A 13,605-nucleotide genomic window follows, 5' to 3' on the forward strand; every position below is an offset into this window, starting at 1 on the left:
GGCTTCAGAAGCCGTGGCGCGAGCCGCCGTCCACCGGGAGCATCACCCCGGTGAGGTAGGACGCCGCCGGGGACAGCAGGAAGGCCGCCGTACGGCCGAACTCCTCGGGCGTCCCGTACCGCCGCAGCGGGATCCGGGACTCGTTCCCCGCGCGGGCGGCGTCCGCGTCCCCCGACAGCGCGTCCAGCTCGCGGACCCGGTCGGTGTCGATCCGGGCCGGCAGCAGCCCGACCACGCGGATCCCGCGCGGACCCAGTTCCACCGACAGGGACTTCGCGAAGCCCGCCAGCCCGGGGCGCAGCCCGTTCGAGATGGTCAGGCCGGGGATCGGCTCGTGGACGGAGCCCGACAGCACGAAACCGACGACCCCGCCCTCGCCCAGGGCGTCCGCCGCCGCGCGGGCCAGGCGGACCGCGCCGAGGAAGACCGACTCGAAGGCCGCCGTCCACTGCGCGTCGGTGTTGTCGGCAGCGCTGCCGGCCGGCGGTCCGCCGACGCTGATGAGGATGCCGTCGAAGCGGCCGAAGCGTTCCCGGGCGGTGGCCACCAGCCGGGCCGCCGCCCGCGGGTCGGAGTTGTCCGCCGCCAGGCCCAGCGCGTTCGGGCCGAGTTCGGCGGCCGCTTCCGCCGCCCGCTTCTCGTCCCGGCCGGTCAGTACGACCTTCGCCCCGTCGGCGGTCAGTTCCCGCGCGGAGGCGAAGCCGAGCCCACGGGTGGCTCCGGTGACGACGTAGACACGGTCCTTCAGTCCAAGATCCATGCGGGTCACGCTACGCCGAAGCGGGCTCCAGTGGCACGGCCTTCGCCGCGGCCTCCTCGCGGTCGCGCTTCTCCCGGCGCACCAGGACCACCCAGCCCACCGGTACCGCCGCGGCGAACAGCCACCACTGGACCGCGTACGCCATGTGCGGGCCGATCGAGTCGTGGTCGGGCTCGGCCACCGCCTCCGGGCTGCCGCCCGGCGGGAGCGGGGCGGTCAGTTCCAGGTAGCCGCCGAGGACGGGCCGGCCCTGGGCGGCCGCCTGCTGCTCGCTGTCGATCAGCATCACCTGGCGGTCGGGCAGGCCCTTGCGGTCCTTGATCCCGCTGTCGCCGCTGGTCTCGTCGGCCTTCAGCCGTCCGGTGACCGTGACCTCGCCCGCGGGCGCGGCCGGCACCGGCGGGTAGGCGCGCGGGTCGTCGCCGCCCGCGACCCAGCCGCGGTTGACGAGCACGGCCCGGCCGTCGTCCAGTACCAGCGGGGTGACGACCTGGAAGCCGACCTTGTCGTTGTTGGAGGTGCGCATCCGCACGACCACCTCGTGCGCCGGGTCGTAGGTGCCGGTGGCGGTGACGGCGCGCCAGTAGTCGTCCCTCGGGACGGTGTGGCCGGGCGAGGTGAGCCCGGTCACGGGCACCGGCTTCGCGTACAGGTTCTTCGCGATCAGCTCGTTCTGCGCGACGCGGTGCTCGTGGCGGTGGAACTGCCAGAACCCCAGCTTGATCATCGCGGGGATGAGGACGAGGGCGATGAGGGTGAGGCACACCCACTGCCGGGTCAGGACGAAGCGGTACACGCCCACGACGGTACCCGCAGCGACGGGGACCCCGGCGGCCGGGTGGCCGTCCGGGGTCGTGACGACGGGGGGAAGCGGGGGTCAGACGCGGTCGGTGATGCCCACCTTCCCCTCCGCGCGGGCGCAGTGCGCGCCGCAGAACCACTGTCCCTGGACCTCGACGCCCTGCCCGATGATCTGGACCCGGCAGTGCTCGCAGATGGGCGCCATGCGGTGGATGGCGCAGGAGAAGCAGTCGAAGACGTGCACCGCGCCCTGCGCGTGCACCTCGAAGGACATCCCGTAATCGTTTCCGCAGACCTCACAACGTGCCATGCGCCGCATGCTGCGCACGACGGACGGCCGGAACAAGATCCACCGGGGTGAGTCGCGACCCCTGCACCCGGCCGGAGCAACGCCCCTCTACGACTCCTGCGCGGGCGCCACGTCCCGCAGCAGCTGGGTGAAGGCCGCCTCGTCCACCACCGGGGTGCCGAAGGCCTTCGCCTTGACCGTCTTCGAGGTCGACGAGTCGGGGTCGTTGGTCACCAGCAGGCTGGTGAGCCGCGACACGCTCGTCGCGACGTGCAGGCCCGCCTCCACCGCCCGGTCCTCCAGCAGCTCCCGGTCCACCGAGGTGTCACCCGAGAAGGCGACCCGCATGCCCTGCTTGAGCCCGGTGCCGTCCTCGAAGCGCCCCGGGTTGGGGTACGGGCACGGCGGCCGCTTGCGCGAGGCCCGCCAGGTGCCGGAGCCGCCGTACGAGGCCTGGTAGCCGATCCGGGGCGTGGCGGGGGAGTCCGACCACTCCGTCAGCGCCCGGCACTCCAGCAGGGGCAGCCGTACGCCGCCCCGCGCGGCCGTGTGCAGCGACGGACGGAAGGCCTCCGCCAGCACCCGGGCGTCGTCCAGCGCGTGGTGGGCGCGCTGCTGGACCACGCCGTAGTGCGCGGCGAGCGACTCCAGCTTGTGGTTGGGCAGCGGCAGGTCCAGTTCCTTCGACAGGGCGATGGTGCACAGCCGCTGGCGCACCGGCGCGGTCCGGGAGGCCCGCGCGTACTCCCGGGCGATCATCTGCCAGTCGAAGATGGCGTTGTGCGCGACGAGCACCCGGTCCGCGAGCCGCTCCGCGAACTCCTCGGCGATGTCCTCGAAGAGGGGCGCGTCGGCGAGCATCTCGCTGGTGAGCCCGTGGATCCAGACCGGCCCCGGGTCCCGGCGCGGGTTGACCAGGGTGTACCAGTGGTCCTCCACCTCGCCCCGGGCGTCGAGCCGGTAGACGGCCGCGGACACGATCCGGTCGTCACGAGCGAGCCCGGTGGTCTCCACGTCGACGACCGCGTACCCCTCGGGGTACGCGGTCGGCCACGTCGTGTCTGCGGTCGTACGGTCGTCGAGCATGGTCACAGAGGATATCGGCCCCGACCGACAGCCGTGGCCCGATGGCCCTTCATCCCAGCTCCGCCACGAGGTCCCCGGCGCTCACCGGGGTGAGGGATCCGGCCACTTCGCCAGGCCCCGGGAAGAGCCGGTACGCCGTCCCCGAAGCCTCCCGCGGCGTCGGCACCGCGTGCACGGTGGCGAGGAAGACCCGCTTCCCGGCCGCCAGTTCGGCTGCGGCCGCGTCGGCGTCGGCGGGAGTCAGCCGTTCCCGGGGCTCCTCCAGCGCGGCGACCCGGGCGGCGAAACCGGCCACCGGTTCCCGCTCCCCGGCCCGGTACACCCACAGTTCGTCGGGCAGCCCCGGACGTGCCGCCCGGCGTACGACGGCCACCTCGCGGGAGCGGGCCGCCGCCCGCCACACCGCAAGGTCCCACAGGGTCGTACGGGTGCCCGAGCCGAAGTGCTCCCACACGTCGCGGGCCACGGACGCCAGCCGGTCCCCGTGCGAGCGGACGCTCTGGAAGCCCTCCGACGGCGGCAGGTGGACGTCCGCCCACAGGGCCCGGCGGGCCGCCAGGTCCACGACCATCGGCATCGAGACGCGGGAGGCGCCCGTCAGGTCGAAGCGCTGGCGGACGGCGCGCGGATCGTAGGAGGCGTCGCGCGGGGCGTCCGCCGCCAGTCCCATGAACCCGGCGAAGGCGTCCGGCAGGTCCTCGAAGGGCACGTTGTTGTAGCTGAACACCACCGGGACGGCGAAGGCGTCCCCGTGGCGGGCGAGGGCGGCCGGGTCCAGGTCCACGTACTCGGTGGCGCCGTCCGGCGCGGGCGCCGAGGTCAGGTCGCCCGAGTGGACGGCGCCGTCGTCCGGCCCGTGCCGCAGGGCGGTGTAGTCGCACAGGCCGGTGAACTTCCAGTCGGCGTCGAAGAACGCGACGGACAGGTCCAGGTCGGTGCGGTTGCCCTCGGGTTCGGTCCAGTGCAGGAACAGTCGCAGCACCTCGCCCTCCGGAAGCCGCTGCACGCTGCCGCGCGGGACGGCGACCAGGGCCTTGGCGGCGGTGCGCTCACCGAAGGGCACGGTCAGCTCCCCGAGCCCGGAGTCGAGCACGGCCAGCTCGTACGGATCCCCCTCGGCGCCGCCGAACCGGCGCAGCACCTCCGCCTCCAGCAGGGCCGTGACCTCCTCGACGAGGGGCGCGGGCAGCGGGGGCCGCTCCTCCCACACCACCTGGGCGCGGGCGACCCGGCCGCGCGGGAAGAACACCCTGCGCTCCCCGGCCCGGTCCTCGGCCCGGGTCCGCAGCGCGCCGAGCGCCGACAGCAGGGGGCCCGGCCCGACGGAGGGCAGCGCGTGCGACAGCGCCCGCCGCAGCTCGGGCAGCGGCTCCGCGCCCGGGTGCAGCCGCAGCAGATGGTCGAGGCGGCGTACGAGCTCGCCCGGGCGCTGCCCGGCGAGTACGACGGCGCCCGCGGCGTCCCCCGAGGCGAGGGCCCGCTCCAGCCGGCCGGCCCAGGTGGCGGGCAGGATCCGGTCCCCGGCGACCCGCACGGCCTCGGGGTGCGCGGCGGCCGACTCCAGCAGGGCGGAGCCGAAGGCGGTCGCCGGGGACACGGTGGTGCCCCGCAGCACGGCGAAGCCGAGCGCGGCGCGCGGGTGCCGGGCGTGCCGCTCGAAGGGGTGCAGGCTCTCGGCGGCACGCTTCCAGGCCACCGGATGCCGCAGCAGGTCCTCGACCAGGTACTGGGGGTTCAACGCGTCGAGCACCGAGAGGAGTTCCCGGCGCAGCGGCCGGGGGAGCGCGGTGAACCGGGGCAGCGGCAGCAGCCCGGCCTCCCCGCCCGACAGCACGGCCAGCAGGCGCAGCACGTCGGTGGCGGTGGTCAGGTGCCGCAGCAGCGGGGCCCGGTCGGCGGCTGCGGGCAGCAGGGCGGCGAGCACCAGCGCCTTGGTCTCCCGTACGGGGATCTCCTCGGGAAGCCACGCGGGGTCCGCCGGGGCGGCGGCCAGCAGGACGGTCAGGTCCTCGCGGTCCTGCGGGGAGAGCGGGGTCCGCCGGGCGACCAGGGCCCGGGCCTCGCCGAAGGCGTCCGCCCCGGAGTCGGTGCCCAGGCGCAGCAGCCGCAGCGGGCCGATCGGCGCGGCCTTGAGCGGGGTGCCGGGGGCGGTGCGCAGGAAGGGGTCGGCGGGGTCGACCCGGCGGTGGCAGACCGGGCAGCCCGCGTAGTCGGAGCCGTCCCAGCACCGCCGGCACACCAGGTGGGCGCAGGGGGAGACGGGGTGGACGGTGCCGCTCTCGCCGCACAGCACGCACGGCTGGGCGGGCTGCTGTGCGAGGAAGCTGAAGACCCTGGCCACGTAGAGCCGGTCGGTGTCGCCGGGGACCGAGACCGGGAAGCGGCGGAAGAGCGGGACGTGGGTGCGGTCGGCGCCGAGCAGCCCGTCGGCGAGGGCGTTCAGCCGGGCACCGGCGGCGGCGAGCTCGGCTGGGCCGAGCGCGTTCAGGGCCGCGTACAGCTGCGGCGTCGGGGCGTGGCCCCGGTCGAGGAGGTCGGTCTCCACCCGCCGGACGCCCGGTGCCGGTGCCGGTGCCGGCGCCCCGGCCCGGTCCGGGCCGGGCGCGTGGTCGACGTAGACGGTCTGCAGCCGGCGCAGCAGCACGGACTCGATGGTGGACACGCGTGATTTCCCCTCCGCGAACGACACAGCGGGGGCGGAGAGTGGGCGCGCGGATTCGTTGGAGGAAGGAGAGAAGGATGCACGCCGCGGAGCCGCCCCCGCGTCAGGGATCCCATCACGGCATGTGCCGCGGGGCAAACCCTTAATCCCCGGGCCGCGCGAGCAGGGCTTCCGTCAGAGCGCGCACCGACAGCAGGAACAGCCGTTCCGGGTCGGCCGGGCGGGACAGGGCGCGGGCGAGGGCCGGGTCGTCGGGGGCCGTGGCGGGGTCCCAGAGGTCGCCCTCGGCGGGGGACTGGGCGGGGGAGCGTTCGCGGTTGCGCTCGACGAGCAGGAAGCCGACGATCTGGAACTGGATCGCGCGCACGGCGTCGGCGGCCCGCGCGCCGCGCAGCCCGGCGGCGTGCACCTCGTGGACCAGGGCCTGCTGGGCGGGCAGGAACATCCGCTCGGTGAGGCCGCGTTCGTGGACCATGGCGATCAGGTGCGGGCGTCCGCGCAGTTCGCGGCGCAGGATCCGGGCCACCGACAGGATCCGGGCGGCCGGGGTGCGGCCGACGGGGCGGACGGCGCCCATCTCCTGGACGGTGCGCTCCACGAGGGCGTCGAGCAGGGACTCGCGGTTGCCGACGTGCCAGTAGATGGAGGTCACCGCCGTGCCCAGGTCGGCGGCGAGCCCGCGCATGGTCAGGGCCGCCGGACCGTGCCGTCTGACCAGCGAGGCGGCCGCCTCCAGTACCTCCTCACGGGTCAGCGGGTTCCTCGCCATGGGCTCGTCCGCCAATCTGTCGATCCGTCAGTTCTGGTGCGTGCGTGGGTCTTTACCCTTCATCGGCGGCGGTGTAACTGTGTTACAGACCGACCGAAGGAGGGTGCGATACATGGCACGCGTACGGTACGGAGCGCGCACCGAGGCCGAGATCGCGGCGTCGCGCGAGAAGAGTTCGAAGCTCCCCGACATCTGGTCCACCGGGGTCGTGGCCGTCTGGGAGAGCGACCCGGACGTCGTGGCGGCGGTGCTGCCGCCCCCGCTGAAGCCCGCCGAGCGGCCCCTGGTACGGGCCAACATCAGCAAGGTCGACCTCCCCGGCTACCCGCTCGGCGCCGGCTCGGTGGCCGTCGCCGCCCGGCACGGCGGCGTCGAGGGCTGGTACCCGCTGGTCATGCCGATGACGCACGAGCGCGCCCTGACCGGTGGCCGCGAGGTGTTCGGCGAGCCCAAGAAGCTGGGCGAGGTAACCGTCGAACGCGAGGGCCTGGTCGTCCGGGCCGCCCTCGCCCGGCACGGGATCGCCTTCGTCGAGGTGCGCGGGGCGGTGGACCGCCCGCTGCCGCTGCCCGAGCCCGTCCTGAAGACCGACTTCTACTTCAAGTTCCTCCCCGCGGTCGACGGTTCGGGCTTCGAGTCCGACCCGGTGCTCGTGCACTGCACGCGCAACGAGAAGGTCCGCAAGCTGGAGCACATCACCGGTGACGTGGTGCTCCGCGAGTCGATGTACGACCCGGTGGCCGATCTCCCCGTACGCCGCGTCGTGGAGATCACCATCGGCGAGAAGACCACCGACCAGAAGGGCCGGGCCGTCGAGCGCGTCAGCGCCCAGGCCCTGCTCCCGTACGTCCACCAGCGCTACGACGACCCGATGCAGATCCTCGACGGACCGCCCGAGGGGAGCGTCTGATGCGCCTGGAACCCGGACAGGTGGCCGTCGTCACCGGCGCCGCGAGCGGCATCGGCCTCGCCATGGCCCGCCGCTTCGCCGCCGAGGGACTGAAGGTGGTCCTCGCCGACGTGGAGGAGGGCGCCCTGCACGGGGCCGCGGACGAACTGGCCGCCGAGGGGGCCGAGGTCCTGGCCCGCGTCGTCGACGTCAGCGAGCGCGACTCCGTGCTCGCCCTGGCCGACGCCGCCTACGAGGCCTTCGGCGCCGTCCACGTGCTGTGCAACAACGCGGGCGTCGGCTCGGGCGCCGAGGGCCGGATGTGGGAACACGAGCCCAACGACTGGAAGTGGGCGTTCTCCGTCAACGTCTGGGGCGTCTTCCACGGCATCCAGGCCTTCGTCCCCCGCATGATCGCCGCCGGCGGCCCCGGGCACGTCGTCAACACTTCCTCCGGCGACGGCGGCATCGCCCCCCTGCCCACCGCCTCCGTCTACGCGGTCACCAAGGCGGCCGTGGTCACCATGACCGAGTCCCTGTACGCCCACCTCAGGGCGGAGGGCGCGGCCGTCGGCGCCTCCGTCCTCTTCCCCGGACCGCACATGCTGCGCACCGGCCTGTGGGAGTCCCACCGCAACCGGCCCGAGCGCTACGCGAAGCAGCGGCCGCGCAGGACCCCGTACCGCAGCCTCGACCAGTACGAGGCCGCGATGAAGCAGGCAGGCCACGAGGTGGCCTTCACCCCCGTCGAGGAGGTCGCCGAGCACGTCGTCGACGGCATCCGCGCCGACCGGTTCTGGATGCTCCCGGCGAGCGAGCACAGCGACCGGCAGATCCGCGCCCGGTCGCGGTCGATGCTCGACCGCGCCAACCCCGCCTACCTGGAGAGCTTCATCCTCGACTGAGGAGTGTTCGTCGTGACCGACACACCGTACGAAGACCCGTACCTGATCGTCTCCTCCGACTGCCACGCGGGACTGCCCACCGAGCGGTACCGCCCCTACCTCGACTCCCGCTTCCACCCGCAGTTCGACGAGTTCCTCGGCCAGCGCGACGCCCGCCGCGCGGAGGCCACCCGGCTCGGGGTGCGCAACGAGGCCTTCGCCGAGAAGTGGTTCCACGACCACGAGGAGGGCCTCAGGGGCGGCTGGGACGCCGCGCAGCGGCTGAAGGAACTCGACGGCGACGGAGTGGCCGCCGAGGTGGTCTTCCCCGACGCGGACGCCGTCGACAGCCAGACCGCCGCCCCCTTCGGGGTGGGCCTCGGGCTCTCCGGCGACCAGGACCCCGAGCTCGGCATGGCCGGCGCCCGGGCCCACAACCGCTGGCTCGCGGAGTTCGTGTCGCAGAACCCCGAACGCCACTGCGGGGTCGCCCTGCTGCCCATCACCGCGGAGCCCGCCGAGGTGGTGGCCGAGATCCACCGGGCCAAGGAGTCCGGACTCGGCGCCCTGATGATCCCCTCCATGTGGGTGGACCGGGCCCCGTACCACGACCGCCGCTACGACCCGGTGTGGGCGGCGGCGGCCGAGACCGCGATGCCGGTCGTCACCCACTCGGGGGCCGCGCCCCGCCACGAGTACGGGGACCACCTGGGCATCTACGTCTCCGAGGTCACCTGGTGGCCGGCCCGCCCGCTGTGGTTCCTGCTGTGGTCCGGGGTCTTCGAGCGGCACCCGGGCCTGAGGTTCGGCATCGCCGAGTCGGGCTGCTGGTGGCTGCCGAACCAGCTCTGGTTCATGGACCGGCTCTACCTCGGGGCGCACGGGGGCAAGAAACTCTCCCCGTTCGCGGAGCTCAAGCGCCCGCCGAGCGAGTACCTGGACCGCCAGGTGTTCATCTGCGCCACGAACACCAAGCGGCGCGAACTCGCCCAGCGCTACGAGATCGGCGTGGACAACATCCTGTGGGGCTCGGACTTCCCGCACCCCGAGGGCACCTGGCCCGACACCCGCAACTGGCTGCGCCGGACCTTCCACGACATCCCGGTGACCGAGACCCGCCGGATGCTGGGCCTGGCCGCGGCCGAGGTCTTCGGCTTCGACACCGCGAAGCTGGCCCCGCTGGCCCGCCGGATCGGCCCCACCCCGGCCGACCTCGGCCAGTCCCCGGACCAGGCGGCGGTGGAGGCCTCCTGGGCCCGCTCCCGCGAGACGGGCCGGCACTGGCTGACCGGCGGCGACTTCCCGGTCCTGGGGGTCTCCTGATGACCGGGGACCGCTACACGGTCATCTCGGCCGACTGCCACGCGGGCGCCGACCTGCTCGACTACCGGCCGTACCTGGCCAAACGGCACCACGAGGCCTTCGACGCCTGGGCCGCCGGCTACGTCAACCCGTACGAGGACCTCCTCGCCGACACCGCCGACCGCAACTGGAACTCGGCCCGCAGGCTGGCCGAACTCGAAGCGGACGGCATCGTCGCGGAGGTCCTCTTCCCGAACACGATCCCGCCGTTCTTCCCCGCGGCCTCCCTGATGACCCAGCCGCCCACGGCCGCGGAGTACGAGCTGCGCTGGGCGGGCCTGCAGGCGCACAACCGCTGGCTGGCCGACTTCTGCGCGGACGCGCCGGGGCGGCGGGCCGGGGTGGCGCAGATCCTCCTCAACGACGTGGACGAGGCGGTCCGGGAGATCCGCCGCACCCGGGAGGCGGGCCTGACGGGCGGCGTCCTCCTCCCCGGAGTCCCTCCGGGCTCACCCGTCCCGGAGCTCTACTCCGCCGCCTACGACCCGATCTGGGCCGTCTGCGCGGAACTCGACGTCCCCGTCAACCACCACGGCGGCTCGGCCTCGCCCCCGCTCGGTGAGGAACCGGCGGCCCGCGCCGTCTTCATGGTGGAGACCACCTGGTTCTCGCACCGCGCCCTGTGGCACCTGGTCTTCGGCGGGGCCTTCCGCCGCCACCCCGGCCTGAAACTGGTCCTGACGGAGCAGGGTTCGGGCTGGATCCCGGGCGTCCTGGAGATGCTGGACTACTACCACGGCCGCCTGGTCGCGGCGTCGGCCACGGCCGAGTCCAAGTTCGGGGCGGGCCTCGCGGAGTCGATGGGCCGCGCCCCGAGCGAGGTCTGGCGGGACAACTGCTTCGTGGGGGCGAGCTTCATGCGCCCCCACGAGGTCCCGCTGCGTGACCGGATCGGCCTCGACAAGATCATGTGGGGCAGCGACTACCCCCACGACGAGGGCACCACCCCCTTCTCCCGCGAGGGCCTGCGCATCGCCTACGCGGGCCTGCCGCGCGAGGAGGTCGCCGCGATGGTCGGCGGCAACGCGGCCCGCGTCTACGGCTTCGACCTCCCCCTCCTGGACTCCGTGGCCGCCAAACACGGCCCCCTGGTCGCGGAGGTCTCCGAACCCCTGACCCGAATCCCCCCGGAAGCCACCAGCCCGGCCTTCGCCCGCGGCGCCTCGGTCCGCGTCTGGTGACCACTCCCGGGCACCCGCCGGAGCGGCTCACGGCAGCCGCGTCAGCCGCCCCGGCGGGGCTGCGCCCGAAGCCCGGACCGTCCTGCGGGTACCGTCGGTAACATCGATGGATACCGATCGGTAACAACCTCTAGCGGAGCCCCGTGGGGCGCCTCTATGGTGCGGGCATGCCGAACCTGCCCGATGTCGTGCTGTGGTCCATACCCGCCTTCGTCCTGCTCACCGTCATCGAGGTGGTGAGCTACCGGCTGCATCCCGACGAGGACGCCGCCGGGTACGACGCCAAGGACGCGGTCACGAGCGTCACCATGGGCATCGGCAGCATCGGGTTCGACCTGCTCTGGAAGATCCCGGTCGTCGCCGTCTTCACGGCCGTCTACGAACTGACCCCGCTGCGCGTGCCGTTCCTGTGGTGGACCGCCCTGCTGATGCTGCTCGTCCAGGACTTCCTCTACTACTGGCAGCACCGGCTGCACCACGTCATCCGCATCCTGTGGGCCTGCCACGTGGTCCACCACAGCAGCCGCAGGTTCAACCTCACCACCGCCCTGCGCCAGCCCTGGACCAGCGCCACCACCTGGTGGTTCTACCTGCCCATGGTCGCCCTCGGCGTGCACCCGGCCGCGATCCCCTTCTGCTACGGGATCAACCTGCTCTACCAGTTCTGGGTGCACACCGAGCGCATCGGGAAGCTGCCGCGGGCCTACGAGTACGTCTTCAACACCCCCTCGCACCACCGCGTCCACCACGCCTCCCAGGGCGGCTACCTCGACCGGAACTTCGGCGGCATCCTGATCGTCTGGGACCGGATGTTCGGGTCCTGGGTCGGGGAGACGGAGCGGCCCGTCTACGGGCTGACCAAGAACATCGGCACCCACAACCCGCTGCGCGTGGCCACCCACGAGTACGCCGCCATCGCCCGCGACGTACGGGCCGCCGACAGCTGGCGCGAGCGCGCCGGGCGGGTCTTCCGGGGGCCGGGCTGGCAGCCCGCCGACAAGCGGGTCCGTACCGAGGGTGCGCCCGCCGTCGCGCCGGAGCCGGAGCGTGCCGCGTGAGCTTCGCCGGCTCCCGTACGCCGTCCTGGGCGGCCCGCCGGGCGGGCGCCGGGCCGCGGCCCGGGGCCGGCCGCGCCGGGCGGGCGCTGCTCGTGGCCTTCGGCGTGGCCGCCGCCGTCGACCTCGGCGCGCTGCTGGCCGGCTGGCACCTCGGGCACGTGATCGCCAAGCCGCTGCTGATGCCGCTGCTGGTGGCCCACGTCGTCACCCGCGGCGCGCCCCGCCTGCTGATCGCCGCCCTGCTGTTCGGCTGGGGCGGGGACCTCGCCCTGCTCTTCGACGCCGAGCCCGCCTTCCTCGTCGGCATGGGCTCCTTCGCCGCCGGGCACGTCTGCTACCTCGTGCTCTTCGGCCGCGGCCGCACGGGCCCCGCGCTCGGGGGCGCGTACGCCCTCGCGCTCCTCGGGACCGTCGCGCTGCTCTGGGGGGACCTGCCGGCCGGCCTGCGCGTCCCCGTCGCCGGGTACAGCCTGCTGCTCACCGCCATGGCCTACCGGTCCAGCGCCCTCGGCCGTACCGCGGGCATCGGCGGCGCGCTGTTCCTGCTCTCCGACACCCTCATCGCGACCGGGGTCGCGGAGTGGCCCCAGCTGCCCCGCCCCGATTTCTGGATCATGGCCACCTATCTGGCGGCCCAGTACCTGCTGGCCGCGGGGGCGATCGCACCGGCGCAGGCGTACGGTAGGGAAGTCATACAAGACTGAACCAACTGATCCGGAGGGCTGCACCACCATGCGCGCCACCGTCATCCACGCCCCGCACGACATCCGCGTGGAGGAGGTGCCCGACGCTGCGATCCAGCGCCCCGAGGACGCCGTCGTCCGCGTCCTGCGCGCCTGCATCTGCGGCAGCGACCTGTGGGCCTACCGCGGCGAGGCCGAGCGCCAGCCCGGCCAGCGGATCGGGCACGAGTTCCTCGGCATCGTCGAGGAGACCGGCTCCGCCGTCTCCGGCCTGCGTGCCGGGGACCTGGTCGTGGCCCCCTTCATGTGGTCCGACGGCACCTGCGACTACTGCTCCGAGGGCCTGTACACCTCCTGCGTGCACGGCGGCTTCTGGGGTTCCGTCGGCCACGACGGCGGCCAGGGCGAGGCCGTCCGCGTCCCGCACGCCGAGGGCACCCTGGTGAAGCTGCCGGCCGGGGCCGTCTCCGACGACCACCTGCTGACCGGCCTGCTGGCGCTCTCCGACGTCATGGGCACCGGCCACCACGCCGCCCTGGGCGCGGGGGTCCGCAAGGGCTCGACGGTCGCCGTGGTCGGCGACGGCGCGGTCGGGCTGTGCGGCGTCCTGGCCGCCAAGCGGCTCGGTGCCGAGCGGATCATCGCCCTCGGCCGGCACACCGTCCGCACCGACATCGCCAGGCTCTTCGGCGCCACCGACGTGGTCGCCGAACGCGGCGAGGCCGCCGAGGCGGCCGTCCGCGAGCTCACCGGCGGGCAGGGCGCGCACGCCGTCATCGAGGCGGTGGGCACCGAGCAGTCCATGCGGACCGCCGTGAACATCACCCGCGACGGCGGGGCCATCGGCTACGTCGGCGTCCCGCACGGCAGCGGCACCGGCCTGGACCTCGGCGTGATGTTCGACCGCAACATCACCCTGCGCGGCGGTGTCGCGCCGGTCCGCGCGTACATCCCGGAGCTGCTGGAGGACGTGCTGAGCGGGGCCATCGACCCGGCGCCGGTCTTCGACCGTGCCGTGTCCCTGGACGAGGTCCCGGACGGCTACCGCGCGATGGACGACCGCAGCGCCCTCAAGGTCCTGATCAAGCCCTGATCAGCCCTGATCGAGGCCCGCATCGCCCCTGACGCGCGGGTGCGGGCGGGCCGGACGGGGGAGCACCCCGCCCGGCCCGCCCGCGGGC

Annotated in this window: 13 protein-coding genes; 7 read left to right on the forward strand and 6 right to left on the reverse strand. The window is 74.0% G+C overall.

The features are described 5' to 3' along the window. Positions 1-4: 4 nt before the first annotated feature. The 6 genes from SLAV_RS28155 to SLAV_RS28180 form a co-directional block, all read right to left on the reverse strand. The gene (locus SLAV_RS28155; RefSeq protein ID WP_030233439.1) at positions 5-760 is read right to left on the reverse strand and encodes an SDR family oxidoreductase; all 756 of its coding nucleotides are present in this window, start codon (positions 758-760) and stop codon (positions 5-7) included. A gap of 10 nt (positions 761-770) precedes the next feature. Further along, the gene (locus SLAV_RS28160) at positions 771-1,556 is read right to left on the reverse strand and encodes an SURF1 family cytochrome oxidase biogenesis protein (protein ID WP_030233442.1); all 786 of its coding nucleotides are present in this window, start codon (positions 1,554-1,556) and stop codon (positions 771-773) included. Between the two features lie 81 nt (positions 1,557-1,637). Then, a complete protein-coding gene (locus SLAV_RS28165; protein ID WP_078950449.1) occupies positions 1,638-1,871 on the reverse strand; it encodes a metallothionein in 234 nt (77 codons plus the stop codon). 87 nt (positions 1,872-1,958) lie between these two features. Beyond that, a complete protein-coding gene (locus tag SLAV_RS28170) occupies positions 1,959-2,936 on the reverse strand; it encodes a DEDDh family exonuclease (protein WP_030233448.1) in 978 nt (325 codons plus the stop codon). Between the two features lie 49 nt (positions 2,937-2,985). Further along, entirely contained in the window at positions 2,986-5,598 is a 2,613-nt protein-coding gene (locus tag SLAV_RS28175) for an MXAN_6230/SCO0854 family RING domain-containing protein (RefSeq protein WP_030233451.1), read from the reverse strand. A gap of 142 nt (positions 5,599-5,740) precedes the next feature. Beyond that, on the reverse strand, positions 5,741-6,367 hold the full coding sequence (locus SLAV_RS28180; RefSeq protein ID WP_030233454.1) for a TetR/AcrR family transcriptional regulator: 627 nt from the start codon (positions 6,365-6,367) through the stop codon (positions 5,741-5,743). A 112-nt stretch (positions 6,368-6,479) separates the two neighbouring features. Between SLAV_RS28180 and SLAV_RS28185 the strand changes: the two genes are divergently transcribed. The 7 genes from SLAV_RS28185 to SLAV_RS28215 all read left to right on the forward strand — a co-directional run bounded on the left by SLAV_RS28185 (position 6,480) and on the right by SLAV_RS28215 (position 13,517). After that, complete coding sequence (locus SLAV_RS28185; protein WP_030233462.1) at positions 6,480-7,277, forward strand: acetoacetate decarboxylase family protein; 798 nt, start codon at positions 6,480-6,482, stop codon at positions 7,275-7,277. Continuing rightward, positions 7,277-8,161, forward strand: coding sequence for an SDR family NAD(P)-dependent oxidoreductase (locus SLAV_RS28190; protein WP_030233464.1), 885 nt, complete (start codon positions 7,277-7,279; stop codon positions 8,159-8,161). The genes SLAV_RS28185 and SLAV_RS28190 overlap by 1 nt, the downstream gene beginning before the upstream one ends. A gap of 12 nt (positions 8,162-8,173) precedes the next feature. Further along, positions 8,174-9,463, forward strand: coding sequence for an amidohydrolase family protein (locus tag SLAV_RS28195; RefSeq protein ID WP_030233467.1), 1,290 nt, complete (start codon positions 8,174-8,176; stop codon positions 9,461-9,463). Then, on the forward strand, positions 9,463-10,683 hold the full coding sequence (locus SLAV_RS28200; RefSeq protein ID WP_030233469.1) for an amidohydrolase family protein: 1,221 nt from the start codon (positions 9,463-9,465) through the stop codon (positions 10,681-10,683). Before SLAV_RS28195 ends, SLAV_RS28200 begins: the two co-directional genes overlap by 1 nt. A gap of 167 nt (positions 10,684-10,850) precedes the next feature. Next, positions 10,851-11,741 carry a sterol desaturase family protein gene (locus SLAV_RS28205; RefSeq protein WP_037687731.1) on the forward strand — a complete coding sequence of 297 codons (891 nt, stop codon included), beginning with the start codon at positions 10,851-10,853 and terminating at the stop codon, positions 11,739-11,741. After that, positions 11,738-12,445: a lysoplasmalogenase gene (locus tag SLAV_RS28210; protein ID WP_030233474.1), complete on the forward strand. Its 708-nt coding sequence runs from the start codon at positions 11,738-11,740 to the stop codon at positions 12,443-12,445. The genes SLAV_RS28205 and SLAV_RS28210 overlap by 4 nt, the downstream gene beginning before the upstream one ends. Before the next feature lie 28 nt (positions 12,446-12,473). Beyond that, the gene (locus tag SLAV_RS28215; RefSeq protein WP_030233477.1) at positions 12,474-13,517 is read left to right on the forward strand and encodes a zinc-dependent alcohol dehydrogenase family protein; all 1,044 of its coding nucleotides are present in this window, start codon (positions 12,474-12,476) and stop codon (positions 13,515-13,517) included. Positions 13,518-13,605 lie beyond the last annotated feature (88 nt).

This window comes from Streptomyces lavendulae subsp. lavendulae, assembly GCF_002803845.1.
GTDB lineage: Bacteria > Actinomycetota > Actinomycetes > Streptomycetales > Streptomycetaceae > Streptomyces > Streptomyces lavendulae.